Annotated in this window: 22 protein-coding genes; 3 read left to right on the forward strand and 19 right to left on the reverse strand. The window is 35.2% G+C overall.

What is annotated here, in order from left to right; translation table 11 throughout:
- Nucleotides 1-97: 97 nt before the first annotated feature.
- The 7 genes from BN1058_RS05975 to nadB all read right to left on the reverse strand — a co-directional run bounded on the left by BN1058_RS05975 (nt 98) and on the right by nadB (nt 7,395).
- On the reverse strand, nt 98-835 hold the full coding sequence (locus BN1058_RS05975) for a YebC/PmpR family DNA-binding transcriptional regulator (protein ID WP_090854278.1): 738 nt from the start codon (nt 833-835) through the stop codon (nt 98-100).
- A gap of 119 nt (nt 836-954) precedes the next feature.
- A complete protein-coding gene (nadE, locus tag BN1058_RS05980) occupies nt 955-1,695 on the reverse strand; it encodes an NAD(+) synthase (protein WP_090854281.1) in 741 nt (246 codons plus the stop codon).
- Nucleotides 1,696-1,716: 21 nt separating this feature from the next.
- Nucleotides 1,717-2,682 (reverse strand): phosphotransferase, encoded by a 966-nt coding sequence (locus tag BN1058_RS05985; protein WP_090854284.1) that lies wholly within the window; start codon nt 2,680-2,682, stop codon nt 1,717-1,719.
- Nucleotides 2,675-3,715 (reverse strand): SafA/ExsA family spore coat assembly protein, encoded by a 1,041-nt coding sequence (safA, locus tag BN1058_RS05990; protein WP_176694452.1) that lies wholly within the window; start codon nt 3,713-3,715, stop codon nt 2,675-2,677. The genes BN1058_RS05985 and safA overlap by 8 nt, the downstream gene beginning before the upstream one ends.
- 181 nt (nt 3,716-3,896) lie before the next feature.
- Nucleotides 3,897-5,003: a quinolinate synthase NadA gene (gene nadA / locus BN1058_RS05995; protein ID WP_090854290.1), complete on the reverse strand. Its 1,107-nt coding sequence runs from the start codon at nt 5,001-5,003 to the stop codon at nt 3,897-3,899.
- Between the two features lie 10 nt (nt 5,004-5,013).
- On the reverse strand, nt 5,014-5,841 hold the full coding sequence (gene nadC, locus BN1058_RS06000; protein WP_090854293.1) for a carboxylating nicotinate-nucleotide diphosphorylase: 828 nt from the start codon (nt 5,839-5,841) through the stop codon (nt 5,014-5,016).
- 3 nt (nt 5,842-5,844) lie between these two features.
- Nucleotides 5,845-7,395: an L-aspartate oxidase gene (gene nadB / locus BN1058_RS06005; protein ID WP_090854295.1), complete on the reverse strand. Its 1,551-nt coding sequence runs from the start codon at nt 7,393-7,395 to the stop codon at nt 5,845-5,847.
- Nucleotides 7,396-7,504: 109 nt separating this feature from the next.
- On the opposite strand from nadB, the gene BN1058_RS06010 reads away from it, so the two are divergent.
- The 3 genes from BN1058_RS06010 to BN1058_RS06020 all read left to right on the forward strand — a co-directional run bounded on the left by BN1058_RS06010 (nt 7,505) and on the right by BN1058_RS06020 (nt 10,435).
- Entirely contained in the window at nt 7,505-8,617 is a 1,113-nt protein-coding gene (locus tag BN1058_RS06010) for an IscS subfamily cysteine desulfurase (protein WP_090854298.1), read from the forward strand.
- Between the two features lie 15 nt (nt 8,618-8,632).
- Nucleotides 8,633-9,175, forward strand: coding sequence for a transcription repressor NadR (locus tag BN1058_RS06015; protein WP_090854301.1), 543 nt, complete (start codon nt 8,633-8,635; stop codon nt 9,173-9,175).
- Between the two features lie 177 nt (nt 9,176-9,352).
- Nucleotides 9,353-10,435 carry a GerAB/ArcD/ProY family transporter gene (locus BN1058_RS06020; protein WP_090854305.1) on the forward strand — a complete coding sequence of 361 codons (1,083 nt, stop codon included), beginning with the start codon at nt 9,353-9,355 and terminating at the stop codon, nt 10,433-10,435.
- Nucleotides 10,436-10,973: 538 nt separating this feature from the next.
- Here BN1058_RS06020 and pheA read toward each other — a convergent pair.
- From pheA to opp3b, 12 genes are all read right to left on the reverse strand, one after another.
- Nucleotides 10,974-11,837, reverse strand: coding sequence for a prephenate dehydratase (gene pheA, locus BN1058_RS06025; RefSeq protein ID WP_090854308.1), 864 nt, complete (start codon nt 11,835-11,837; stop codon nt 10,974-10,976).
- 12 nt (nt 11,838-11,849) lie between these two features.
- Nucleotides 11,850-12,299, reverse strand: a complete 450-nt coding sequence (locus tag BN1058_RS06030) for an ACT domain-containing protein (protein WP_090854310.1) — start codon at nt 12,297-12,299, stop codon at nt 11,850-11,852.
- A gap of 60 nt (nt 12,300-12,359) precedes the next feature.
- Nucleotides 12,360-13,640 (reverse strand): GTPase ObgE, encoded by a 1,281-nt coding sequence (gene obgE / locus BN1058_RS06035; RefSeq protein ID WP_090854313.1) that lies wholly within the window; start codon nt 13,638-13,640, stop codon nt 12,360-12,362.
- Nucleotides 13,641-13,653: 13 nt separating this feature from the next.
- On the reverse strand, nt 13,654-14,193 hold the full coding sequence (locus tag BN1058_RS06040) for a Spo0B domain-containing protein (RefSeq protein ID WP_090854316.1): 540 nt from the start codon (nt 14,191-14,193) through the stop codon (nt 13,654-13,656).
- 423 nt (nt 14,194-14,616) lie between these two features.
- Entirely contained in the window at nt 14,617-15,810 is a 1,194-nt protein-coding gene (locus BN1058_RS06045) for an ISL3 family transposase (RefSeq protein WP_090854319.1), read from the reverse strand.
- 196 nt (nt 15,811-16,006) lie between these two features.
- Nucleotides 16,007-16,402: a transcriptional regulator SpxA gene (gene spxA / locus BN1058_RS06050; protein WP_090854322.1), complete on the reverse strand. Its 396-nt coding sequence runs from the start codon at nt 16,400-16,402 to the stop codon at nt 16,007-16,009.
- Between the two features lie 310 nt (nt 16,403-16,712).
- Complete coding sequence (locus BN1058_RS06055; RefSeq protein ID WP_090854325.1) at nt 16,713-17,300, reverse strand: GNAT family N-acetyltransferase; 588 nt, start codon at nt 17,298-17,300, stop codon at nt 16,713-16,715.
- Between the two features lie 203 nt (nt 17,301-17,503).
- Entirely contained in the window at nt 17,504-18,721 is a 1,218-nt protein-coding gene (locus BN1058_RS06060; RefSeq protein ID WP_090854328.1) for a putative glycoside hydrolase, read from the reverse strand.
- A 167-nt stretch (nt 18,722-18,888) separates the two neighbouring features.
- Entirely contained in the window at nt 18,889-19,821 is a 933-nt protein-coding gene (locus BN1058_RS06065; protein WP_090854333.1) for an ABC transporter ATP-binding protein, read from the reverse strand.
- The gene (locus BN1058_RS06070; protein ID WP_090854336.1) at nt 19,818-20,882 is read right to left on the reverse strand and encodes an ABC transporter ATP-binding protein; all 1,065 of its coding nucleotides are present in this window, start codon (nt 20,880-20,882) and stop codon (nt 19,818-19,820) included. The genes BN1058_RS06065 and BN1058_RS06070 overlap by 4 nt, the downstream gene beginning before the upstream one ends.
- 14 nt (nt 20,883-20,896) lie before the next feature.
- Nucleotides 20,897-22,042, reverse strand: coding sequence for an oligopeptide ABC transporter permease (gene opp3C, locus BN1058_RS06075; protein WP_090854339.1), 1,146 nt, complete (start codon nt 22,040-22,042; stop codon nt 20,897-20,899).
- Entirely contained in the window at nt 22,042-22,971 is a 930-nt protein-coding gene (gene opp3b / locus BN1058_RS06080; RefSeq protein WP_090854342.1) for an oligopeptide ABC transporter permease, read from the reverse strand. Before opp3b ends, opp3C begins: the two co-directional genes overlap by 1 nt.
- Between the last annotated feature and the right edge of the window lie 95 nt (nt 22,972-23,066).

A 23,066-nucleotide genomic window follows, 5' to 3' on the forward strand; every position in this document is an offset into this window, starting at 1 on the left:
TTTTAATCATTATATTCTAAATAGTGTAATTTAGAAACTAAAGAAAACCCTTTCTTTTAAAAATTGTAAAAGCATGCTGATCATTTAATGAAACGATTTATTCCACATCATTTAATTCTGCATTATGATAAACTTCTTGAACATCTTCTAGTTCTTCTAAATGATCAATAAGGTTTGACATTTTCTCAGATTCAGTATCGGATAAAGAAGCATACGTTTGTGGAAACATCGTTACCTCCGCTGTTGCCAATTCATACCCTTCATTTATAAGTTGTTTTTTCACATCTTGAAATTGATCAGGTGTGGTAAAAATCTCGAATGTATCTTCATTTGTTTCCATTTCTTCTGCACCTGCTTCAATTGCACTGAGCATCATCATATCTTCATCAAGTGATGTTGTCGAACGCTCAATTACAATATACCCTTTTCTATCAAACATAAAAGCAACACAGCCGTTTTCGCCTAAATTTCCACCATGTTTAGAAAATCCGTGCCTAACATCTGAAGCGGCTCGATTTTTATTGTCTGTTAAAAGCTCAACCATAATAGCTGCACCACCAGGTCCATATCCTTCATAAATTACCTCTTCATAGTTTGCCCCATCTAAATCACCTGTTGCTTTTTTTATTGCCCGATCAATATTATCATTTGGCATATTATTAGCTTTGGCTTTATCTATAGCTAAACGTAAGGATGGATTCATTTCTGGGTCTCCCCCACCATCCTTCGCTGCAACATAAAGCTCTTTTGCCATCTTCATAAATATTTTTCCTTTTTTTGCATCTTGGGCGTTTTTTCTTCGCTGAATATTTTTCCATTTTGAATGTCCTGCCATATATGTGATCTCCCTTCTCACAAATCCTCATCCGATAACAATATAACATATCTGCCTGCACCAGAAAAATAATCAACAAAACCTCTTTACCCTATCCGACAAAGAGGCTCGATTTATACTTAAAATTTCTGTGGTGTCTTTGGTAAATCACGTTTATGCGCAGTTCTATTATGCAATCGTTCTATGATTTCTTTATCTTTTTCAGGTATTTCCTTACCTTCTAAATAACGATCAATCATTGCATAACTTGTTCCCATTTCATTCTCGTCTGTTTGCCCCTCCCAAAGTCCTGCACTTGGTTTTTTATTAATAACTTCCGTAGGAACATCAAGATATTCAGCAAGCTTCTTTACTTCCCCTTTAGTTAAATGTACTAAAGGAACTAAATCAACACCACCATCTCCATATTTAGTGAAATAACCTGTAAACCATTCTGCTGCATTATCTGTGCCTACTACAAGATAGTTATGATTCGTTGCAATACTATATAACGTGCTCATTCGAAGACGTGCACGAAGATTCGCATCTGCAAGTTGCTGATTTTCTTCATTGAACACATTTACTTGTTTTAATTGGGTTTGAATTTCTTCTAGCATCATAGCATGTGTTCTTGTCAGATCTACGGTAACACTGTCAATGTCAGCAGCATCAACTACTTTTTTTGCGTGTGTTAAATCCTGTGGATTACTATTACAAGGCATCATCACACCAAGCGAAGCATTTGGGGCAGCACGTTTAATTAAATTGGCAACCACTGCTGAGTCAATACCACCACTTACGCCAACAACCAGCCCTTTAACACCAGTTAATTGTATTTGTTGCTGTAGCCATTTCACGAGTTTTTCTGCTTTTTCTTGCATATGTTTTACCCCTTCCGCGTTTTATCTGTTAAGTTCTCTTTTTACAGTTTCAACAAATTGTCTCCGTTCTTCCCAGCTTAATTGAAAATCAATAAGATAGCTCGAAATATCAGCAATTGCTGTTGACTTTGAAATATAATACCACCATTCGCGAACAAAATCAGTAGGAATCGTTAAAGCTATAAAGAAAAGTTGATAAGCTTGATATGTGACTGGTTCTATGTAACTGTTTAACTGGTCAAAATCATGTTCAATGTATGGTAAGAATCGTTGTCCAAGCTGAATCTCATCATAAATAGAAGGTGAGGGAGACAATAAGTCAAAATCTATTAGATATATATTATCCTTATTATCGCTTAAAAAATTATGGGAAGCAACATCTCCATGTATCCAATTTGCTTGAAAATAGCGACTATCTTCAATTGCTGGATTATTAGTAGATACAAACCATTCAATACTTTCAATTAATTGCAATTCAATTTCTTGATATAACTTTTGATATCCTAAGTGATCCATTATTTCTTTTGATTGTTGCCACTTATTTAGTCTACTTTTGCACTTTGGTACAAATGCTGTTGAACAGGACTCATTTGGGATAGTCAACCCAGTGGTTGCATGGTGAAACTGTTTCATTACTCTCCATGCACGCTTTCTATCTTTTTTCTTATGATAGTCCAATTTTCTTGCTGGATAATATTTCTGTAATGTCCAATAGTATCCTCCCCACTTTAAATACCTTTTTTTATTTGGAAAAGGACAAAAGCGTATAATAAAGTCTTGATCTACACGGTCAAATAACTGCCATTGTTTATCTATCGTTTCTAATTTCTTATATCCTTTTAAAATAAATTGCTGATTTAGATGGTTTGTCACTAAATAGATAGGCGGTTTGATTAATTTGATTGACTGAATCGATAAGTCCGCATTATTGTTAAGAAAAGTAGTGAGACGATTCAACACTGAATCGTCTCTTTTATGGTTATTCATTTTCCTCATTATCCTCACGGTAAGGGAAAGCACCTTGTTGTTGATAAGGATTCATATTTCCTTGATAAGGCATTGGCATGCCAGGCTGTGGTGAAGGCATTGTCTGATAAGGCTGTTGCTGCATCATGTTTGGAGGCATAGATGGTCCTTGCCCTCCCATGTGCGGTGGTTGTTGTGTTGGTGCTTGTTGCATCGGTGACTGTTGTTGCATCGGTGACCACATTGGAGCTTGTGGCATATTGTCTGGCCAATCTCCATATGGCATTTGCTGGTATTGTTGTTGCATTGGCATTGATTGATTTGGTAATGGTGGCATATCTACACTTGAAGATTCCATTTCTTCCTCATCCTGATTAAAAGGTGGCATCATTGGTTGTTGGTGATGCCACATTGGTTGTTGTTGCATCAATTGTTGTGGTGACTGGAATGTCTCACAAGGATCGACAGGCTCATCACAATGGTTTGATTTTGGGTGCATGATTGGTTGAGGATGTGGCATTGGATACATTGGCATACATGGTGGCATGACATAGCACATAGGCATGATAGGTTGTTGCATAGGTTGCTGTATAGGTTGTTGAGTAGGTTTTTGTTGGCTTGGCTGTTGATTCATTTGATGAAAAGCATATTGATTTACTTCAGTATCATTGTCCTCTATATCTACATCGATATTATAGTTATTAGAGTAAAAGTCAGGTAAGCTCGGCATCTGAATTGGTTGCATTGGCATTTGTTTTTCTTGAATTGGTTTAGGCATCTCCTTTTTTACTTTTGGTGCAGCCTTTTTATCATCTTCTTCCACTACAGGCATTGCTTTTGGTGACGTGTCTTTATAAGGATGGATTGTTTTATCCATTGTTGATTGCTTTTGCACTTGTTTTGTTGTAGATGGTATTTTAATTTTCATTCCTGGCATAATCATATCTGGGTTTGCTAATTGTGTATTCATTTGTTTTAATTCTTCAAAGTTAACATTATATTTCTGAGCAAGCTTCCATAGGGTATCCCCTTTTTGTACAATATGAATTTTCAACATTGTAACTCCTTCCTTTATTTTGATCAATAAAACATAGGCAATTAACAGTATAATTCATTAACAACATATGCGAATGCCCTGAAAAGTTGATAACATTTAAAAGAAAAATTTTTATTATTGATATTTATTAGGTAATAAGAAAACAAATGAACGTTTTACACATTCATTTGTTTTTTATTTAAACAGTTGCTAACATTTTTTCTAATGCTTCATTTGCAAATTTTGAAATAGTTGGATTAACTTGAATACGATTGATAACCTTGCCTTGTTTTAATGATTCTAACGTCCATAATAAATGAGCCAAATCAATTCGATTCATCGTTAAACAAGGACACATGTGAGGATTCAATGAAATAATATCCTTATCAGGATGCTGTTTAATTAACCGCTTCACAAGATTCATTTCCGTGCCAATTGCCCATTTCGATCCCGGAGGTGCTGTACTAATTGTATCAATAATGTACTTTGTCGAACCAGCATAATCTGCTTGTTGAACAACCTCCCATTTGCACTCTGGATGAACAATAATTTTTCTATCCGATTCTTTTTCTCTTAGATAAGAAATATTGTTCGTAGTAAAATTTTCATGGACTGAGCAATGTCCTTTCCACAAAATAACTCGTATATCTTCAAGTTCTCCTTTTCTATTTAATTGATTGGTTATTGGATCCCAAACAGCCATCTCATCTAATGGAATATTTAAATCAAAGGCAGTATTTCTACCTAAATGTTGATCAGGTAAAAAGAGAATTCGTTTTTTTTGTGTAAAAGCCCATTTCACCATTTCTTTCACATTCGAAGAGGTTACTGTTGCACCATAGTTCTTACCAACAAATGCCTTAATCTCTGCTGTAGAGTTGACATATGTTAATGGGATAATTGTATCGCCAAACAACTGTTGTAATTCATTCCAACAATGTGTCGTTTGTTCCATATTAGCCATATCTGCCATCGAACAACCAGCTTTCATATCAGGCAAAATAACAATCTGATCATCTTTTGTAAGCATATCGGCTGTTTCTGCCATAAAATGCACACCACAAAATACAATATAGGTTGCTTCTTTATTCTGCTTGGCAAGTCTAGCTAATTGTAAAGAATCGCCTGTGTCATCAGCAAATTGTATCACTTCATCCTTCTGATAATGATGACCAGGTATATATAGCTTATGTCCTAAATCTGCTTTGATTTCTGCAATTTTATCTATCATTTCTTTATCAGATAGTTCCCGATAATGTGCGGGAAGTTGTTGATTTATTTGCTTTAAAAAATCAAGCGTTTGCATCTTTCTCCCCCTAGCTCTTCATACTAATATCTAATGATTTTGGACTATGTGTAATAAATCCCAATGAAATATAATCAACACCTGAATGTTGATAGGTTGATATATTATTAAGCGTAATATTACCCGATGCTTCAGTAATAATAGATTTCGGAACATATTGGATTAATTGTCTTACAGATGCTGCATCTTGGTTATCAAACATGATAATATCAACACCACACGATACTGCCTCTTTTACCTGATCAATGGTTTCCGTTTCTACTTCAACCTTAACCATTTGACCAACCGTTGATCGTATTTTATCGACTGCTTTTTTGATCGAACCATACATTGCTATATGATTATCTTTTAACATGATTCCATCGTATAAACCGTAACGATGGTTTACCCCCCCGCCACAAGTAACTGCATATTTCTCAAACATTCGCAAACCTGGTGTCGTTTTTCTTGTATCAGAAATTTTTGTATGTGAAGAATTTAAAAGTTGCACAGCACGATCTGTTAACGTTGCAATCCCGCTCATTCGCTGTATAACATTTAATACTACTCTTTCGCCCATCAATATATTGCCAATACTTCCTTTAATCTTTGCAACAACATGACCAGTTTCAATTATTTGTCCATCTTGTTTATACGTCACAACAGATATGGATCGATCTATGATTTGATATACATAAGATATGATATCAATTCCTGACATAACCCCTGTTTCCTTTGCAATCACATATGTCTCTCCTACATAATTAGTGTCAAACAACATTTGACTAGTTATATCCTTATCCCCTATGTCTTCTAACAAAAAATTTTTTAACTGTTCTTTCGCTTTAATAGGATTCATTTATTATCCTCCAGATATCATTTGTTGCTCGCGAATTTGTTTTCTTCGATTTATATGATAATCTTGTAAACCCTCTTTACATGTTGGATAATCATGTCGATAATGCGCGCCTCTACTCTCTGTTCTCGCTATTGCAGATGTGACAATAAGCCAAGCTGCCATCGTTTGGTGATAAAGTGCTTTTTGTGAAGGTGGAATGCTATCAATAGGTTGATGCAAACTAAAACTTTCTAGCCATTGCTTCATTTTGCTTAATCCAAAGCCCTCTCGATAAATCCCTACATATTTATTCATTTTTTTACGTAACATTTGTAACGATGGTAAATTTATTTGTTTAGTTGAATGGATAAAATTTGTTTGGCCTCTCTGATTATTCCTCTTTTTTCGTGAAGGGGAATCTTTTATTGTTATTGCTACTTGCTTCCCAAAAACAAGCGCTTCTAATAATGAATTACTCGCTAACCGATTTGCACCATGAACACCTGTATATGCTACTTCACCTAAAGCATATAATTGGTCAACTTCCGTACGTCCTTGTAGATCCGTTACAACGCCTCCCATAATAAAATGCGCACCTGGAGCTACTGGGATTAACCCCTTTGTTAAATCTACGTTAGCTTTTTCACATAGATTTGTGATAGTAGGAAATTTTTTTTGAAAGTCTTTAATCATTGAAACATCTAAAAATACATCATAACCAGCTCTTCTTGTTTTTTCTATGTTTCTAGAAACCACATCTCTAGGGGCTAAATCTTCTAACACGTGTTTATCTTTCATTACACGCTCTCCATTTCCTAATACTAATTGCGCCCCTTCCCCCCTTACAGCTTCTGAAACCAATCCAAATGTATAACCATTTTCCCAAAGTAATGTAGGGTGAAATTGAATAAATTCTAGATCGCTTAAAGTCGCTCCCGCGTGATATGCTAAGGAAAGACCTTCTCCCATGATAGATGGATGATTAGAAGTTACTTCAAATAATCCACCACATCCACCAGTTGCTAAAACAACGTCGTCTGCATACATAGTTGACACGTGTCCTGTATGATCTATCATTTCTACTCCAATACATTTACGATTCTCTACAATTAATTGAGTCACCGTTTGATTTGAAATAAACCTTACATTTCCCAGAATTTGCTTGTGTAAAAATAATAGTATAATTTCACCTGTCTTATCACCTCCAGCGTGAAGGATACGATGATGTGTATGTGCTCCTTCCTTACCGATAAGTAATTCCCCTTTATGATTTCGGTCAAAAGGAAAGTCATTATTTATCCAGTCTTTTATATAATTAGAACCTTTTCTCACTAATAATTTAACTGCTTCCGAGTGATTCGTATGATAACCGGCTCGCAATGTATCTTCATAATGATATTGCCACTGGTCATTTTCATTAATAACCGTAGCAATACCTCCTTGTGCTCGAACGGTATTATTACTTTCTAACCCCTTTGTTATCATGATTACCTCTTTATGCTTACAGAGTTCCATAGCTACAACACTAGCACTTATCCCATTACCAATAATAATAACTCGCTCTTCTTTGTTTATTTTGTTTCACCCCCTAATGTCTTTACACATATCTTTACATATATATTTACACATGGCAATACTTAATTTAAAATAATATTAATACAAGTTGAAGATAGGAGATATAAAAATGATTTATTTAGATTATGCTGCAACAACTCCCATGTCCAATGAAGCTATCTCGGTATACCAAGAAATCGCCCAACAAGCATATGGAAACGCATTTAGTTTACATGACATCGGTACAATAGCTAATGATATTGTTACATATAGTCAACAACAATTAGCAGAACTTCTTCATGTCAATCCCCAAACAATCCATTTTACAAAAGGAGGAACACATGCTAATCAACTTGCCATCGATTTATTACTTAAAAAACAGAAGAACAAAGGAAAACATATTATAGTTAGTTCATTAGAACATAAATCAATCACTACCCATTTGAATCGTTTAGAAGTGAATCAATCTTATGAAATTACTTATTTACCAATCACATCCGATGGTATGGTTGATTTGAACCAATTAAAGCAATTGATTCGAATAGACACTGTCTTGGTAATCGTCCAACATGTAAACTCAGAAATCGGTACAATTCAACCGATTCAACAGATTAGTAATCTATTAAAAGAAAAACAAATTCTATTTCATTGCGACGGTATACAAGCATTTGGAAAATTAGCAATTAATCTTAAATCATTACCAGTAGATAGCTATGCATTATCTAGTCACAAAATTTATGGTCCCAAAGGGATTGGAGCATTGTATGTACACAAAGATCTACATCCAACAAAAGAAGAAATTGATTCTGGTACACTTGATGTCCCTGCAATTGCGTCTTTTGTGACAGCTGCTAAAAAAGTTATTGCTAATCAAACAGAACAGTTAACCAATATGTACAGTTTAAGACGAACATTTGAGAAGCAACTATTGGCTCGAAAACTACCTGTTGAGATGTTAACTTTTAATAAACAACTCCCCTCTATCATTGGGATGGTTTTGGATGATATTCCTGGTGACTATGCCATGCTTCAGTTTAATCAAGCCGGTATTGCAATTTCAACAGGCAGTGCTTGTACGGTGGATAATCAAGAGCCAAACAGTACGATGCTTGCATTAGGTTACAAAGCGGATAAAGCAAAACGATTTATTCGTTTATCTCTTGGGAAGACTACCACAGAAAATGACCTAGCAAAAGCAGTTCAAGTATGCGAAAATATGATTAATAAGTGGTATGTGATATAGAAAGGAATCGGTACGATGGCATCAACAAAAAAATTAATCGGTAAAGAACGACGCGCACACCTGTTAGCTTGGTTAAAGGAAGGAAAGAAACCGATTACGGGGTCAGCTTTAGCAGAAAAGGCTGGTGTTAGCAGACAAGTAATTGTCCAAGATATATCGTTATTAAAAGCGAAACAAGAACCAATTATGGCAACTAGTCAAGGCTATGTGTATCTAGAACAAGTATCAGACAGAAAAAAGGTTCAACGAATCATTGCTTGTAATCATAGCAGATCACAAACGAAAGAGGAGTTAGACTGTATCGTTGACCAAGGGGTAACAGTCAAAAATGTAATCATAGAGCACCCAGTATATGGAGATTTAGAAGCATCTATTATGGTTAGTAATAGACAAGAGGTAAAACAGTTTATTGAACGGGTTAAAAAAACAAATGCACCATACTTACTACAATTAACTGATGGGGTTCACTTGCATACAATCGAAGCAGATCGTGAAGAACAACTAGATGCGGCTTATCAGCAACTTAAAAAACTGGGTATAATTATTAACAACAATTAAAATGCATGTGATATTTTGTTAAACTAAAAGATAACTGTTTGGATAGCTATCCTTCATCCAAACAGTTATTTTATTATTTAGACCTTCCTTAAGTGAAAAAAGAGTATGTAAAGTCGCATGAAATCATATTAAAAGGGTAACCTAAAGCGTGATTCTCAAATAAGGTAGGTAAATAACATGCTTGAAAAAGGAAAGATTTCCGCCTTTCAGATGGCGATTATGATGTATCCTGTAATATTAGCAACTGCTATTCTTTCTTTACCAAGTACGATAGCCAAATACGCAATGAATGATTTATGGGTCTCGCCGTTATGGGCTTCTTTAAGCGGTTTTTTGACAGTATATATCGTTTATCACTTACACACACTTTATCCAAAACAGAATATTATTCAGTGCAGTGAGCAAATTATTGGTCGCATTCCCGGAAAGATTCTTGGTCTTTTTTACTTATTTTATCTTTTAATAGCTACTGGTGATATTATGCGCGGGTATGGAGAGTTTATTGTGGGAGCACTTCTTCCTAAAACCCCACTCTTTATAGTGATCATTACAATGATACTTGTGAGTGGTTTCGCTGTGCGTGGAGGAGTAGAAGTCATAGGAAGAACAGCTCAAATTTTTGTTCCTATCTTTATCATTTCTTTAATCCTTTTACTACTTTTTTTACTCCCCGAACTAGAACTTAGCTATATATTTCCCCTCTTTGAAAATGGGATCAAACCTTCCATTATGGGAGCTTCTAGTCCACAAGCATGGTTCGGCGAATTCTTTTTAATTTCTTTCTTACTCCCTTTCTTGAGTGATATTAAAAAGGGTAGAAAATGGAGTATGATTTCCGTATTTGCTGTGATGATCACAATGGTTATAACAAATCTTGTTATTTTATTTCTATTTGGTAGAACAATAACAAATTATATATATCCTCTAATGAGTGCAGCAAGATACATTAGTATTGCTGATTTCTTTGAACATATAGAATCAGTTGTGACCGCCATGTGGGTAGCAGGTCAATTTATAAAAACAGCCGTATTTTATTATGCAACCGTACTGACTACTGCTCAAATATTAGACCTGTCTAGCTATGGACCAATAGTCTTTCCGATCGGCATTTTTATTGTGCTCATTAGTTTATGGGGTTGGTCTAGTTTCAGTGATTATAGTGACTGGTCTGCCAACATTTCTCCTTTTTACGCACTATTCATGCAGACAATTTTGTCACTTTTGTTATTAGTGATTGGTATTGTAAGAAAAAAAACATAAGAAATATTAATAAATATAACTTTATTTAAAAAGTATGTTCATTAACCCTGACAACAAGTTATTATGTTTCTTTAAAAAACAGAGACTGGGACAAAACAACATTTCTCTTTTTTAAACACGAACAATTAATTATATGCAACAAAACGAACACCGCTGTGGAAATAAGCTCCCTTTCCGCAGGCACGGCTTCGGGGCCACATGAAGTGGGTCAGTTAGACGTTGTCACAGGACGTGACGATCTTAGTCTAACATTCCTTTAAGTAAAAGGAGTGGATCTTCAGCTCGTGCTGTTCCTGCAGGACAAGGAATGCTTCGGCAGCGATACATCGCACGAAGAAAATTGCTTTTTATTTTCGAGGAGTGTCGCATATTTCCACAGCTAATCATTAATTCCACTTAAATTAACGAACCTTAATTCGTTTATTCAGAATTAAGGTTCGTTTTTTGATAATCACTATTTAGTTTTGTCCCAAGTTCATCTTTTTTACTTATATCATTTTTATATCATAAACCATTTCATTCATAACCGCATCTAAAATTACTCATTTTCACACAAATAGTATGGATAGCTTCCTAACACTTCAACTGAGCAACCTAGCGCTTCTAGTTCTAATATCGTATTTGGAATTAAAATATCATCCATTTTTTGTTCAATATCTATTAAAAAATAATAATTACCCAATCCTGTTTTCATTGGTCTTGATTCTATCTTAGATAAGTTAATATTCCGCCAAGCAAAAGCAGATAAGACTTGATGTAATGCACCTGCATGATCTGTTGGTAATGCAATCATTAGTGTTGTTTTATATCCCGTTTCTTCCAGTCTTTTTGATAATAATTCCCTATCGTTATTGTGTAACACAACAAACCTAGTATGATTATTAGAAAAGTCATGAATATTCTTCTCTACAATTTCTAAATCATATTCTTTTGCTGCTAACTCATTCGCAATAGCCCCAATAGGAAGCTCAGGATGTTCACTTACATATTTTGCCGCTGCACCTGTTGAAGTAAATGTTTCTGCCTTTACATGTTTCATTCCGTTATGTAAAAAACGATGGCATTGTGCAAGTGCATGAGGATGAGAATAAACGGTAGTAACATCCTTCCAACTTGTTGTATTTCGTCTATGTACCATCAAGTGTTGGCGAATAGGAACAACAACTTCACTTACTATCTTTAACATTTTATATTGAATTAAATAATCTATTGTGAGATTGACTGTTCCCTCTAGTGCATTTTCTAAAGGGAGCACGCCAAATGTGACATGCCCTTGTTTTACTGCGTCAATACATTCTGGAATTGTTCGATAACTTTGTTTATCTTCTCCATTAAAAATGGCATCTACCGCTGCTTTTGTAAATGTACCCCTTGGTCCTAAATACCCAATTCTTGTTGCCATTGCTATCCTCCCTTAACCGCCAGAACTTACTATTTCAACTTTTTCTATAAATGAAAGTTCTTTTACATTCGCCATTAGTTGTTCAATTGGGATTTTCATCTGCTCCACATTTAAAGAAAGTGTCACATTTGCTTTGTATTGAATTGGAATGGTTTGGTGAATCGTAAGTATATTCCCACCTGCTTGGGCAACTGTAGTTAACAATTTTGATAACGCCCCAGCACGATCTTCTAAATGAATAAATAAAGTAATGATGCGCTCCTGAATGACTGTTTTAAAAGGAAATACTGCATCACGATACTTATAAAAAGCACTTCTTGATAATTCGACCTGTTTAACAGCTTCAAAGACAGAATTTACTTTCCCTCTATCCAGTAACTCTTTTGCCTCAATGGTCTTTCGCATCGATTCTGGGAGAAAATCACTTCGAATTAAATAAAAGGTATCTTCTTTTTCTGACATGTCAAATAATCCCCTTTACTATTCAGCCCGAAATCATGATAGCTGTTTACCGGCCTGTTTTTACTCAATGAATTCAAATTCATAATCCATTAATCTAACGATATCACCATCTTCGGCTCCTTTTTTACGAAGTGCATCATCCACACCCATCCCACGAAGTTGACGCGCAAATCGTTGTACAGATTCATCTCTTGAAAAATCAGTCATCTTAAATAATTTTTCGATTTTTTCTCCAGTTAACACGAATGCACCATCTGGATCACGACTAATTTTAAATGGTTCGGGTTCCTCTTGATGACGATAGACAACTCGCTTAGGTGCATCTTCAACATCTTTTGTAAATTTAGGTGTTTCATCTAATTTATTTGCAATTGCAAATAATAAGTCACGCACACCCTCTTTTGTTATTGTAGAAATTGGATAAATCGGATAATCTTCAGTTAATTGCTCTTTAAAAATTTCTAAGTTTTCTTTTGCATCTGGCATATCCATTTTATTTGCTACAATTATTTGCGGACGTTCTAGTAGTGTTTCATCATATTCACGAAGTTCCGCATTTATCGTAACAAAATCTTCATATGGATCACGTCCTTCTGTTGCAGCCATGTCAATCACATGTACTACAACCCTTGTGCGTTCCACGTGCCTTAAAAATTGATAGCCCAAACCAACACCTTCACTGGCACCTTCAATCAGGCCTGGTAAGTCTGCCATGACAAAGCTTCTATTATCTCCAGTATCCACCACACCGAGGTTTGGAGCTAATGTAGTAAAATGATAATCTGCAATTTTTGGCTTTGCAGCACTTACAACGGATAATAAGGTGGATTTCCCTACACTTGGAAAACCAACTAATCCAACATCAGCTAATAATTTTAATTCGATAATAATATCGCGTTCAACACCAGGCTCCCCATTTTCCGCTAACTCAGGAGCAGGATTTCGTGGTGTAGCAAAACGAATATTGCCTCGACCTCCTCGGCCACCTTTGGCAATTACTCCTCGCTGTCCATGTTCTGTTAGATCTGCAAGAATTTCTCCCGTCTGCTCATCTTTTACAGTTGTACCTGGTGGTACAGCTAATACCATCGGTGCAGCATTTTTCCCGTGCTGCCCTTTACTCATTCCATTCTCTCCACGCTTTGCCTTAAAGTGACGCTGATATCTAAAGTCCATTAGTGTATTTAATCCTTCGTCTACTTCAAAAACAATATCTGCACCGTCGCCACCATCGCCACCTGCTGGTCCTCCCATAGGTACATATATTTCTCGGCGAAATGCCACTAAGCCATTACCACCGTCTCCGGCTTTAACATATACTTTTACCTGATCGACAAACATACTTGTCACCTCTTCAATTCACTGTCCACATTAAATGCATTTCTTGATCTTTATGCGAACTTGCTTCTGTTTCATATTGTATTTCCATTGACTGATCTATGTCAGTTATTTTCTTTAATAGACTTTCTATATTTTGAAACTCACCAGTAATAAAAAAGATTACTTGTAATTGATTCTCTTTCTTTTGATGAAGTTTTATTGTACCACGATAAAGCGTTGTTTTCATACTGTGATCAACAAAATAATTCATCAATTGATCCAATTGAAAAGCTATTTTCTGATCGTCAATACAAATATTATTATCTACACTAATCCAATAATTAATTTGGAAATTTTGATAATACCATTTCAACTGTAGCAGCTGTAATGCAGTTTTCGGTAGTGGGATACTTTGCAGTTTTCGGTCTTCTTCTGCTTGCGTCACAGCAAGATCTATCTTTTCTTGTACTTTATCTAATTTTCCCATTTGTGCATAACCCATTATAATTTGTAAATCATTCATCCAATCATGACGATAATATCGCAATAGTTTAATTACTTCTTCTTCTTTCATATCATACACCACCTTATCTCACATTATCAAAAGTATAGCAAAAATAAATGTCTGTTAAAAGAAAATTTATCCACTTTGATAGTGTATGACAAGAATCTCATGGTTAGCTTTATTCACGAAAAAAGAACTTTAATCATGATTTAAATACATATTTTAATTGATATATAAGAAAGGCCCTTTTGCAAGTAAGTACGCAACATATAAGTTCTCTGTCAAATGTGGTGGTGTGGTTCTCACTCCACCATCTCTTTTATAAAAAGTTTATTATAAGCAATGCTTGTACCTAAACCGCAGGGGAAATACACTCGCTTTCCGCGGGCACGGCCGAAGCTAACTTGGTAAAGAAATTCACTTTACCAAGTGGATCTTCGGACGCGTGCTGTTCCCGCAGGAGTCTCGCATATTTCCTCTGCTAAGGCGCTTTTATAATAAAACTTTTCTTATCTCTTGTCGCCATAGTATTTTCTTTTTCAAACGCTCAAAACTCTTAATTCCATAAGACATGCGTTTCGTCACTTTTATCGTGTTGTTCACACCCTCGATGTATCCATTATTAAAGGGGTACATAAAAGATTGAAGGATCTCTTGTTTCCAACGTTTAAATGTCTTCACGACCTTGTGAAAGGATTCAATATTTGACATCCTCATTTCTTTCAGACATGTCTCTAATCCTTCTTTGGCAGTCTTTTCATCACTTTCTTTAAACCACTGATCAAGCTTGTTCTTCAATTGGTATGCTTCATCTAATCGGACATCTATTTTGAGTAATTGCTTTACTTTTTCTTGTTCTTCTTCGGTCAATTTATAGCTGGACTTCCAAAGTAATTTTTTACTTCGTTTCATACGAATGCGAGCCTTCTTATCTAACGTTCGTTGCACTTCACGCCTTACTTCATCTAGTGCCCAATACACTTGGCGCATAAAGTGAAAACGGTCAGCGATAATTAACGGATCTCCTAACGCATGACGCACGGCGTGTTTGAATGACTTGGATAAATCCATGACTACGATTTGAACAAGACTCGTATCACACGATTGTAAGTAGCTCTTGATTGTATCTACTTTTCTATCTGGTAATACATCTGCAATCTTTTTATTCTCCACATCCGCAATGACCGTCTGAAATCTTTCGCCTCCAGCATCCCCTTTAAACTCATCGATCGCTATGGCACGTGGTAGTATCTTTTTCGTATGTATTTCTTTTTGGTCATACATACGCATGATTCGATTCGTACTCATACCACTCAACTGCGCAGCGGTTGTAAAAGATCCTACTGCCGTATATGTTAGCGCAGTTGTTTGAATGGACCGTGTACTTCGTTGATATCTTTCCACCATGTCAAGTTTTTCGTAGAATGTATGATGGCAATGTGTACATAAATAACGTCGCTTTGTTAAAGAAATTTTCACTGGTTTATTTGAAATAATAGGTCCTTGAATATGCTGAGTACGATAATTATGAACACGCTTTGTTTTCTTTTTACAGATCGGGCATTGTTGTTTCTTAACCGCTGTAATTAAATTTACATAAAAGGCATCTGATTCACTACGCATATCCCAAATATCTATATGCTTGTCTTTAATCCCTAACATTTCTATGATAAAATTGGTTTGCACGCTTTCCCTCTCCTTTTCCTTTTTGTCTACAACTTTAGGGTAACAAAAGAGAGGGGAATGCGTGTGTTTTTTTGCTTCCATGGAAGCCTTGATAGATCAAGGTGTACCACCACATTTAGTATAGAGCCTTATATAATCACCACATCAAATTCTTCACAGAAAAACGCAGACCATAGAATAGATCTGCGTCTCCTTATTAATTAACCATACGTTGTGCTTCACGTAAGTATAATGTACGTACTTTCCTAGGTAGAAACCTTCTGATTTCATCTTCATTGTAACCAACTTGCAGACGTTTTTCATCAATAAGAATTGGACGTCTTAGAATAGCAGGATTTTCTTGAATTAAATCAAACAAATCTTTTAAAGGCATTTGATCAAAATCGACGCTTAATTTTTGGAAAACTTTTGATCTTGTTGAGATAATTTCCTCTGTCCCGTCTTCCGTCATTCTAAAGATTTCTTTAATCTCATCCAAAGTCAGTGTATCGGAGAAGATATTTCTTTCTACGAATGGAATATCATGCGTTTCTAACCATGCTTTTGCTTTCCGACAAGATGTACAGCTTGGTGAGGTATAAAGTGTTACCATGTTACTTCACTCCTCAAAATATTTATTTTCCTTTAATTTAAAGATTATTAAATTAAAATTACTTTAAATAAATAACCTACTATTAAGTATACTACAACTGTCAATATTTCGATATATTGTAAAGTAATTTTACTTAGAAATTACACAATTTATTTTGTATAACTTAGTTATTGAGTATATTCCACATGAGAATCAAAACTAAACCTTTTTTGATAAGAAATATTTTTCAATGTACTTACAACTCCATACAGGAAATAGTAAAAAAAAGAAACCATGTCTTTATTTGAATATCATGGTTTCCAAATTCATATTAAGCTTTTTCCTTCAATGTATTAAAAATATCATCTGCTTCTCGTTCTTCATCATATGACAGCACTTCTTCAGCAGATTGATATGCTTGCCCGTAAATCTCTTCATCCTTATACGTATGAATATCTTCATACATTTTACGCATTTGTTTATAAATAGTTTCTTCATCTTCATCATTTGGCGACCAATATAAGATTTCTAACTGACTTTCTTCATTCGTTGCTAATGAACGACGACTATACCCAATAGATTGTGCATGCGTAAATCCTTCTCTTTGATAAAAGCGCAAGCGTTTCTGAGAATCTGTATCTTGATAATCAATCGGTTCTACTTCAAGAATAATTGGCTTTTCTTTTTGTTTTAATTTTTCTATTAATTGGTGTCCGAGTCCCTGACCTCTAGATTGTGAAGAAACATAAAGATAATCAATAAAAAGGAATGTATCAAACGCCGCATACATTAGGACGTGATGACGCCCTTCATCTTTATAGTACACATCACTTTTCTCTTTTAAGAGCATTTCCATATGTTCTTTTGATTTCATTTCTTCAATTGGAAAGTACTCATTTAACTTTTTATACCAATTCATGGATCTACTCCCTTTAGTTTATTTTTCCTTGTAAGTAAATAACAAGCGCATCTACCTATATTAGTATAACTAATGCAATGTTATTTGTTAAATAGCTTAGAGCTGATTATACCTTTATATACCCTTATATTTTTGTTTTAACACTATTTTATTCATCTATAGTTAAAAAAACTCCCTTTCACGCTCGAAAGGGAGTTTTTCTTCTAATTCAATGGTGTATAGTCTACACCTTCTGTATAGGTGTTTCCTGCATTCCAAAGCAAGAATTCGCTAATATTATTTTCATTTAACGCGCGAATTTGCGCTTCAACTTCTTGCACTCCATATTGTTTCGTTGCACCACTATATAACCAAGGTGCTTCAAAATCTTGTATCCATGGTCGTGATATTGGTGGATCTTCAAGAGCTCCTAATACTTCATTTTCTAATTTACTATATGCTGTAACTAATTTATATGGCTCTTTGTCGGGGAAATCTATCCCGAAATATGGTGTCCAATGACTTGGATAAATCATAGAAGAAATTACATCCACATTGGATGAAATCTTAGAAAAGTTTTGTCCAATCCCTGGAGTCTCTTCTATCGTAGCTGCATAGCCAAATATATCAACAGAGACATCTACACCATAAGTATGTAATGCTTCTTTAGCATAACTAACAAAGTCAGTAACAGCTTGAACACGCTTTTTAATAGCGTTCATATCTAAATCTTCATAGTCACCGAGTGTATAATTTAATTGATCATCTCTTCTCTCGAATCCTTCTGGAAATCTAACATAATCGAATTGTATGTCTTGAAATCCTAATTTCACAGCCATTTTAGCTATATCCACGTTATATTCCCAAACTTCCTTTTGGAAAGGACTAACAAAAGATTCGCCTTTACCGTTAGACCATACTTTACCATTTTCAGTGAATGATAAATCTGGACGTTTTTTTGCTAATACAGTATCTTTAAAAACAACAATTCTAGCTATAGGATAAATTTGATTCTCTTCTAATACTTCAAGCATTTTCCTTGGATCTTTAATATAATTTTTTGCAATATCATAATAAGGAGATTCTTCATCTGGTTTAAACGTTAAATTTCCATGATCATCTTTTATGTCAATAACCATAGTATTCAACTCCGTACGCTCTATTAGACTGAGTAATTTTTCAAATCGACTACCTCCTGCTGAGTGTCCTGTAACATAGATACCACGAACAGCATCTGGATAAGAAAAAGTTAAGCCTGAATCATATATAAAGCGAGCAAATTGTCGATTTACATCATAAGCTTTCAGATTAATCTTGTTACCACTATGTATATTAGCTGTTAGTTGCTCTTGATTTTCATCAGCAAACACGAATGTTGGAAAAATAGTGCTAAGAAACAAAATGCTCATCAGAATTGAGATCTTAAGTTGCTTTTTATTCATGTAATCAAACTCCCCTAATGTTATAAAACTTATCTTACACTTTATATTATATAGGAGATTGTGACAAATTCATACGTTGTTTTACATTTTTTTATCTCTCTTTTCATTCCTCTTCCATATAAACAAAAACAAAGCTTTGCATCACATGTGATGCAAAGCTTTGTTTTTTAATTCTTCACCTGTTTTTTATAGGCTTCAAATTCTTTTGTTGTACATAGCACCCAGTGATTTGGACGAACTTCTCTGAATTTAGGTGTCTCTGATGTATCATGGTCGGCTGGATTGTATTCTGTACGGATACGATTTCTTTCGTAATCTGGATCTGGTAATGGGATTGCAGATAATAATGATTTGGTATATGGATGTAACGGATTTTTATATAATTCATCACTATCAGCTAATTCTACCATTTTCCCAAAATACATAACGCCAATTCGATCACTGATGTATTTAACCATTGAAAGATCATGTGCAATAAATAAATAAGTGTAACCATGCTCTTTTTGCAATTCTTTCAATAAATTAACCACCTGTGCTTGAATGGATACATCTAAGGCAGAAATCGGTTCATCCGCAATAATAAACTCAGGATCAACTGCTAGAGCACGAGCGATACCAATACGTTGACGTTGTCCTCCACTAAATTCATGCGGATAGCGATTTGCATGTTCTTTATTTAAACCAACACGCTCTAATAAATCATGGACACGTGCTTTTCGTTCTTTTGGATTTTTAACAAGTCCATGTATATCTAATCCCTCTGCAATAATATCCATTACTGTCATACGTGGGTTCAAAGAAGCATATGGGTCTTGAAAAATCATTTGCATTTTTTGGTTAAACTCTTTTAACTTAGCTTTTGATTTCTTTCCATGCACGTCTTCACCAGCAAATTTCACCTGACCATCGGTTGCATCATATAAACGAATGATGCTACGCCCTGTTGTTGACTTCCCACAACCTGACTCACCAACTAAACCGAATGTTTCACCTTTATAGATATCAAAGGAAATACCATCTACGGCTTTAACGACACTATGTCGACCAGTTTTAAAATACTGTTTTAAATTTTTAACTTCTAATAATTTTTCTTGATTCATGATTGGTCACCTTCCCCATTTGAAGCAGCACCTGTACTTGCAAAACCTTTCATTCGGCGTTTAACCGCTTCTGGAGGCTCTACATGTGGTGCGTATTCATGCAATAACCATGTAGCTGCATAATGTGTATCAGATACTTTAAACATTGGTGGCTCCATTTCACGATCAATTTCTAATGCAAAGTCATTCCGAGGTGCAAATGCATCACCCTTGGGTGGATTAAGCATATCTGGAGGTGATCCAGGAATAGCTACTAGGCTTTCTTCTGTATTGTCGAGCGTAGGCATCGAACCGATCAATCCCCATGTATACGGGTGTTTCGGATTGTAAAAAATCTCATCCGCGGTACCAATCTCTACAATTTTTCCTGCATACATTACTGCAACACGGTCTGCTACATTCGCTACAACACCAAGATCATGTGTAATAAAAATAATGGAGCTGTCTGTTTTCTTTTGGATGTCTTTCATTAACTCCAATATTTGTGCTTGAATTGTAACATCTAAAGCTGTTGTTGGTTCATCTGCAATTAAGATTTTCGGATTACAAGCTAATGCTATAGCAATCACAATTCGTTGGCGTTGCCCACCTGAAAATTGGTGTGGATATTGATCAACACGCTCACTCGGATTTGGAAGGCCTACCAACTCCAATAACTCAATGGTACGTTCCTTCGCTTGTGATTTACTCATTTTTTGGTGCTTGATTAAGCCTTCCATAATTTGAGTACCAATTTTCATCGTTGGATTCAGCGATGTCATTGGATCTTGAAAAATAGTTGAAATATCTTTACCTCTAATAGCTTGCATTTGTTTATCACTTAATTTAGCTAAATCTTTTCCATCAAATAAAATTTCACCTTCTTTAATACGCCCAGGAGGGGATGGAATAAGACGTGCTAATGCTCTAGTTGTTACTGATTTACCTGAACCAGATTCACCTACAATCGCCAGTGTCTCACCTTTTTTCAAGTTAAAAGATACACCGCGAACAGCTTGCACTTCTCCTCCATACGTATCAAAGGAAACCTGTAAATTATTAACTTCTAATATGTTTTCCATCTCGTATCTACCCCCTATTCGCGCATTTTTGGATCTAATGCATCACGAAGACCATCCGCTAAGATATTAAAACCGATCATAATTAATGACATAACAATTGCCGGGAATATCATAATATGCGGGTTAATCTGTAAAGCTTTAAACCCATCGTTAATTAATGTACCAAGAGATGCGTCAGGTGCTTGAAGCCCCAATCCAATAAAACTTAGAAAAGCTTCAAAAAATATTGCATTTGGAATGGTAAACATTGTATTAATGATAATCATTCCAACTGTATTTGGAATTAAATGTTTCGTTAATATTCTTGTATTTGATGAACCTAGTGTTTGTGATGCAAGAACAAACTCTTGATTCTTTAATTTTAATACTTGCCCACGTACAATCCTTGCCATACCAGTCCAACCAGTAATGGTTAGTGCGATAATAATTGCAGTTATTCCTGGATCCAGAATCATAATCATTAAAATAACAACAACCAAGTTCGGTATACCCACTAACACTTCAATAATACGCTGCATGATGTTATCTACTCGTCCACCAAAATATCCTGAAATACCACCATAAGCTACACCGACTAACATATCAATTAAAGCTGCAATTAATGCAATCATTAAAGATATACGCGTACCAATCCACACTCTTGTAAATAAGTCACGTCCTAATGTATCAGTACCAAACCAGAAATATTCTTCGACTTGTTTATCCGCATAAGGATCGTAGTAAGCTTTTACTTCTGCTGAATCTTCAGAACCATCACCCTCAGCTTTTACATCAAATTCGATGTAAGAAAAGTCATCTTGTGAAAAACGAGCAAGAGCTAAATCTTTTGCTTCCTCCACCGAATCAGCTTCAAATGTTTCTGATTTTTTACCATCTAGACCAAGCCATTGAAAGTTTTCTAAACCTTGTACTTTCGGTGGCATACGTGATAGACCTAAATCTTGATCATCTAATCCATGACTTGTTAACATGGGGGCAAATATTGCAAGCAACGTTAAAAGGACTAATGTTACCATTCCAAATATTGCTCCACCATTTTTACGAAGACGAATCCATGCATCTTGCCAGAAGGAAAGACTTGGTCTATTTATTTGTTCGCTTTTTTCTTCGTCTTTTTGCGCTGGGACAAATAGATCTTTTTTTACATTCTCTTTATCCATCAATCTTTACCTCCCGCTAGTCGAATCCTTGGATCAATAATACCATAGAGGATATCGATAATTAGAATAATTACAATGAATAAAAAGGCAAAGAATAGTGTTGTTCCCATTATAATTGAAAAATCATTTGTTGTTACAGAATTAACAAATTGTTCTCCAATTCCAGGAATGGAGAATATTTTTTCAATAACCAATGTACCTGTCATTAAACTAACAGCCATTGGACCCATTACAGTAATTAATGGAATTAACGCATTTCGCAATCCATGCTTAAAAATAATTGCGAATTTTGACACACCCTTTGCTTTTGCAGTTACAATATAATCAGATCCTAATACCTCAATCATTTCCGTACGTAGGAAACGCGCGGAGATTGCCATTGGGAAAATAGCTAAAGCAATGACAGGCATTATTGCTTGCTGCGGTGTACCCCAGAATGCTATTGGTAGCAATTCTAATTCCACTCCAATATAAAACTGCATTAAGCCAGCAAAAATAAAGGAAGGAATCGATATACCTATGACAGAAATTATATTAGACCCATAGTCCATCCAGGAGTTTTGTCTAATTGCAGCAATTAAGCCAAGTAACATTCCTAAGGATGTACCAACAATTAAAGCCCAAAAACCTAACTCTGCTGAAACTGGTGCCCTGCTCATCAGTATATCTGTTACAGATTGATTTTTCATTTGAAATGAAACACCTAAATCCCCTTGTGCCAAATTCCCGAGATATCGTACATATTGGACTGGAATAGGATCATTCAATCCATACTTTTCTAAAATAATTTCTCGCTGAGCTTCAGTAACCTTTTCTTCAGCAGTTAGAGGAGATCCGGGAAGCATTTTCATGAGGATAAATGAAAATGTGGCAATGATAAATAACGTGATAAGCATATATCCTATACGCTTTAATATATATTTAGCCATTAAAATAACCCTCCTATTCATTGATGTCTCAACATTCGACATAAATGTTCAAACAATTCTAAAATTACACACAAATGGAAAAAGAGAGTATATGC

The sequence above is a fragment of the Paraliobacillus sp. PM-2 genome (genome assembly GCF_001368815.1).
Lineage (GTDB): Bacteria > Bacillota > Bacilli > Bacillales > Amphibacillaceae > Paraliobacillus.

Coding starts and splice junctions, on each gene's coding strand:
- BN1058_RS05975 (WP_090854278.1), bottom strand. CDS start 835: ATGGCAGGACATTCAAAATGGAAAAATATTCAGCGAAGAAAAAACGCC.
- nadE (WP_090854281.1), bottom strand. CDS start 1,695: ATGCAAGAAAAAGCAGAAAAACTCGTGAAATGGCTACAGCAACAAATA.
- BN1058_RS05985 (WP_090854284.1), bottom strand. CDS start 2,682: ATGAATAACCATAAAAGAGACGATTCAGTGTTGAATCGTCTCACTACT.
- nadA (WP_090854290.1), bottom strand. CDS start 5,003: ATGCAAACGCTTGATTTTTTAAAGCAAATAAATCAACAACTTCCCGCA.
- nadC (WP_090854293.1), bottom strand. CDS start 5,841: ATGAATCCTATTAAAGCGAAAGAACAGTTAAAAAATTTTTTGTTAGAA.
- BN1058_RS06010 (WP_090854298.1), top strand. CDS start 7,505: ATGATTTATTTAGATTATGCTGCAACAACTCCCATGTCCAATGAAGCT.
- BN1058_RS06015 (WP_090854301.1), top strand. CDS start 8,633: ATGGCATCAACAAAAAAATTAATCGGTAAAGAACGACGCGCACACCTG.
- BN1058_RS06020 (WP_090854305.1), top strand. CDS start 9,353: ATGCTTGAAAAAGGAAAGATTTCCGCCTTTCAGATGGCGATTATGATG.
- pheA (WP_090854308.1), bottom strand. CDS start 11,837: ATGGCAACAAGAATTGGGTATTTAGGACCAAGGGGTACATTTACAAAA.
- BN1058_RS06030 (WP_090854310.1), bottom strand. CDS start 12,299: ATGTCAGAAAAAGAAGATACCTTTTATTTAATTCGAAGTGATTTTCTC.
- obgE (WP_090854313.1), bottom strand. CDS start 13,640: ATGTTTGTCGATCAGGTAAAAGTATATGTTAAAGCCGGAGACGGTGGT.
- BN1058_RS06040 (WP_090854316.1), bottom strand. CDS start 14,193: ATGAAAGAAGAAGAAGTAATTAAACTATTGCGATATTATCGTCATGAT.
- spxA (WP_090854322.1), bottom strand. CDS start 16,402: ATGGTAACACTTTATACCTCACCAAGCTGTACATCTTGTCGGAAAGCA.
- BN1058_RS06055 (WP_090854325.1), bottom strand. CDS start 17,300: ATGAATTGGTATAAAAAGTTAAATGAGTACTTTCCAATTGAAGAAATG.
- BN1058_RS06060 (WP_090854328.1), bottom strand. CDS start 18,721: ATGAATAAAAAGCAACTTAAGATCTCAATTCTGATGAGCATTTTGTTT.
- BN1058_RS06065 (WP_090854333.1), bottom strand. CDS start 19,821: ATGAATCAAGAAAAATTATTAGAAGTTAAAAATTTAAAACAGTATTTT.
- BN1058_RS06070 (WP_090854336.1), bottom strand. CDS start 20,882: ATGGAAAACATATTAGAAGTTAATAATTTACAGGTTTCCTTTGATACG.
- opp3C (WP_090854339.1), bottom strand. CDS start 22,042: ATGGATAAAGAGAATGTAAAAAAAGATCTATTTGTCCCAGCGCAAAAA.
- opp3b (WP_090854342.1), bottom strand. CDS start 22,971: ATGGCTAAATATATATTAAAGCGTATAGGATATATGCTTATCACGTTA.